Raw genomic sequence first — 3,667 nt, forward strand, 5'->3', positions numbered from 1 at the left:
TTGATCTTCCGAAAGGTCATGTTTGGAAAGGTGGTCCTGCTAAAACCGAAAAAGCAGGTATCCAGTTCAATCCGAATATGCCAACAGAGGAAGTATTCACTGCCCCGCATAAATATGGGGTTAATGGAAAAGTGTCCAGTACAAAACCATTGAACTATGGCGGCAATGTCATTGACAACTTCACCCTCACTTTTGAAGAAGGAAAAGTCGTGGACTTCACGGCAGAAGAAGGGGAAGAGACCATGAAACACTTGTTAGAGACTGATGAAGGTTCCCGTCATCTCGGTGAGCTTGCCCTTGTGCCGCATGAGTCTCCGATTTCTCAGTCAGGATTAATTTTTTACAATACACTTTACGATGAGAATGCTTCTTGTCACTTAGCATTAGGTAAAGCTTATCCGAACAATATGACTGGTGGATCAGATATGAATGAAGAAGAACTAGATAAAAATGGAATTAACGATAGTCTATCTCATGTTGACTTTATGATGGGGTCAGCTGAACTTGATATTGATGGAGTATTGGAAGATGGAACGGAAGAGCCAGTGATGCGTAACGGAAGCTGGGCGATTTCATTTGAATAATTAATTTAAAGGCAGCTAAGAAATTTCTTAGCTGCCTTTTTTAAATATCTGGAATCTTATAAAGCCTATTCTACGTTATAAAGAGGGTGTGTGACGCACAAGACATGAAGTGAGTGTTAAGAGACTTGGTTATCCACCAGAGTCTATGCATAAACAAGCGTTTGATCAATTTCTTTCGGTTTGTTCTTCTCGGGGAGATCCCCATCTTTCACAAAGTACACATCATACCACGTTAAAAATACGTAAACGGTCCATATATAACGATGATGGTTTTTTCTGGATTCATAATGCTCATTCAAGTAGCGGAGCAGTTCCTCCGTATGGAAAAATTGGGCAGCTGTCTCAGAGAGGAAAAGCTCTTTAACATGAAGGTAATATTTTTCTTGGCGCAGCCAATGGCGAATGGGGACAGGGAACCCAACTTTTGGTCGATTTGCCCATTCCTCAGGGAGCACGGACTTAGCTGCTTGTCTCAAAGCGTATTTCGTATCCTGTTGATTTGCCCGGAGGGAAGGATGAAGATCACCTGCGACTTCCATTACATTTCTATCCGTGTGACTTTGAAATTCATGACCACGGACAACCAGGGTATCTTTAAGACTGTGAAAATTGTAAATTTCACCATTAAAAACTAAAATAAAACGTCCGTTCTCACAGAACATAGGCTGATTGGCATTTTTGGACATATCAATAATGCTTAGTCGGCGGAAACCTAAGCTTACCTTTTCGTCTGTATAATATTCACCGGCATCCGGTCCGCGGTGGTGAATTTTTCCATCATTTCCTGGATGACCTTTGCCTAGTAGTTTTCATGCTTATATACAAATCCAACAATTCCACACATCGTTAGTCGTCCTCTTATAAGTTTTTTATAAAAAAGGTAAGGGAGCCCTCATGAACCCTTTAAATTGGGCTCCCTTTAAAAAATAATTACCAGCGGACATCAATACTTTCAAATTGAAGTTTCTCATAATCGGTAACGACCGATTTATCCAAGGTTACGATATTTAACGATTTTAATTTAAGGATGTCATCTGCGTTTCCTCGGAAGGATGAGTTTTTGATGTTTAAGTACTGTACTTGCTGCAGTCCTTCTGCAACACTGCTTAGATCATCTAAAGTTGGTCCGATGAAAGTCATCTGTTCTAAGTGAGGAATTTCCTTTAGTAGTTCTCCAGAAACTTTCACCTGATTTAACTTTAATTTTCTTAATGATCTCAAAGAACTAAAGACTTCTGGATCGCTTTGCCAATCATAAATACCATTTAAATGTGAAGCATCAATAGTTAGCTCTTCTACCTCCAATAAGTCACCCTTCGTAAGAGAGTCAGGTTCTTTATCTAAAGATTGTGCAATAGATTCACGCACTAACTCTTGCATTTCTAAAGGTTTGTTAGCATCAACCACTTTTTCGAAACCTTCAGATATATTGCCTGAGCTCTCTTCTATTAAGTGTTCTTTATCTTTAGACAGGTAGGTAATTGAAACTGTGGTGTTTGTGTCTTCATTATCAATTTTAAGAAACACCCCTAATTCTTCTCTTTGAAAATGTTCGATGGAAGGTGGTCCTTCCCTTGGAAGTGTACTTGAGTAATTAAAGTTATCGCCTTTTAAGAAAATATACTTTCGTGATTGACCACGGCTATCTATTGATCCATTGCTACTGTAATTTTGAGTTACATCTTCTCCGAGTTGTTTTAAAGATTCTTCATCATTAATTCGAGCGGGATCAGTTATGATATCTTTAATTTCTTCTACGACTTCTTCCACATCACTAGGAGCATGGTCCTCAGGAGCTGGTAGTCTTTCTTCAATTTGTTCTTCTGGAGCATCGGCAGGATTCTTAAAAGGATTCCCGGATTTCACAAAATAAATGGACCCACTGATCAACAGAAATACAAGTAAAGCGGTCATAACCTTCGGGAACATTGGAGTCCATTGACGTTTCGGTTGGCTGCGACTTTCATAGAAGCGCCGGCGATCAGCATCTGTAAATAAAGGGTCTTTGCTGATTTTTCGGTCAATGGCCTCTTTTATTCTTTTATTATCCAAGGGTCCATTCCCCCTCATGCACTTGTTTTTTCAATAATCTCCTTGCTCGCTGCATACGACTTTTTATGGTAGAAATCGGTGTGTTTGTGACATCGGCGATTTCCTGCTGGGTCATGTTCTGTTGAAAGGTCAATATCATGACTTCTCTATATTTGATCGGCAAGTTTAAGATCGCCTTTGCAATTTCGTCCCACTGTTCCTTCTGAAGCACTTTAGTCTCAAGCTGCTGTGGATCTTTTTGATCAAACCATTGGTCTTTAACCAACTTGATCCGGTGAAGAGGAGAGCGTAAATAATCCTTGCAGCGATTGATCGCTATTCTGATCGCCCAGGTTTTTATATGAGATTGTCCATTAAATTGATCCCACTTACGATAAATCAAAATCAGCACTTCCTGAAATAGATCATCGGTTGTGTGGTGGTTTTTGACATACGTGTAGATGGTTCGTTTTATCGCTTCACCATACTGGTGCATAATGTATTCAATTGCTTGATCACGTGTTAAGTCGACTTGTGTATTTCCGGTCACCGGGCTTTCTCTCCTTTCTTCACTTATTTGACGGTTTTGAGAGCTGGAAGGTCTTCAATCGGCTCAAAATATTTTAAAAAGTTCTCATCAAGGGGAAAAGTAGTAGAAAAGGGGATGGAGAAATGGTTTATGATGTTGGAATAGTCGGAGCAGGGTTTGGAGGATTAGCTGCGGCTGCTGAGCTTTCTCGTCAAGGGATGAGCGTACTGGTCCTTGAAGCTTCGAATGAACTGGGTGGAAGTGCAGGGAAGTACGAGAGAAACGGTTATCGATTTCAATCAGGCGCCACCGTCGGTATGGGGTTTGAACCTGGAGGTGTTTTTGCTCGCCTGTATAATAACTTGAAGCTTGATAAACCAAAGATGACATTGTTGAATCCGATCATGGATATTCATTTGCCAGACCGAACGATCCACTACTACCGGGATCGTCACCAATGGTATAAAGAAATTGAACGAAATTTTCCAGACGCCGCCCATCAGATTCAAGCTTTTTACGAAGA

At 40.4% G+C, this 3,667-nt stretch carries 5 protein-coding genes; 2 read left to right on the plus strand and 3 right to left on the minus strand.

Features of this window, described 5'->3' with window-relative positions; translation table 11 throughout:
* A partial coding sequence (locus tag LD39_RS14675; RefSeq protein ID WP_035548678.1) for an aminopeptidase occupies positions 1-584 on the plus strand: 584 nt, incomplete at its 5' end.
* A 143-nt stretch (positions 585-727) separates the two neighbouring features.
* Here LD39_RS14675 and LD39_RS14680 read toward each other — a convergent pair.
* The 3 genes from LD39_RS14680 to LD39_RS14690 form a co-directional block, all read right to left on the minus strand.
* The gene (locus tag LD39_RS14680) at positions 728-1,354 is read right to left on the minus strand and encodes an asparagine synthase-related protein (protein ID WP_081988466.1); all 627 of its coding nucleotides are present in this window, start codon (positions 1,352-1,354) and stop codon (positions 728-730) included.
* Between the two features lie 160 nt (positions 1,355-1,514).
* Positions 1,515-2,636, minus strand: a complete 1,122-nt coding sequence (locus LD39_RS14685) for a hypothetical protein (RefSeq protein ID WP_035548685.1) — start codon at positions 2,634-2,636, stop codon at positions 1,515-1,517.
* Positions 2,629-3,165: a sigma-70 family RNA polymerase sigma factor gene (locus LD39_RS14690; protein WP_052158888.1), complete on the minus strand. Its 537-nt coding sequence runs from the start codon at positions 3,163-3,165 to the stop codon at positions 2,629-2,631. The genes LD39_RS14685 and LD39_RS14690 overlap by 8 nt, the downstream gene beginning before the upstream one ends.
* A gap of 122 nt (positions 3,166-3,287) precedes the next feature.
* Here LD39_RS14690 and LD39_RS14695 point away from each other — a divergent pair.
* The coding region (locus tag LD39_RS14695; protein ID WP_035548690.1) for an FAD-dependent oxidoreductase at positions 3,288-3,667 on the plus strand (380 nt) is incomplete at its 3' end.

It is taken from the genome of Halobacillus sp. BBL2006, assembly GCF_000786645.1.
Taxonomy (GTDB): domain Bacteria; phylum Bacillota; class Bacilli; order Bacillales; family Halobacillaceae; genus Halobacillus.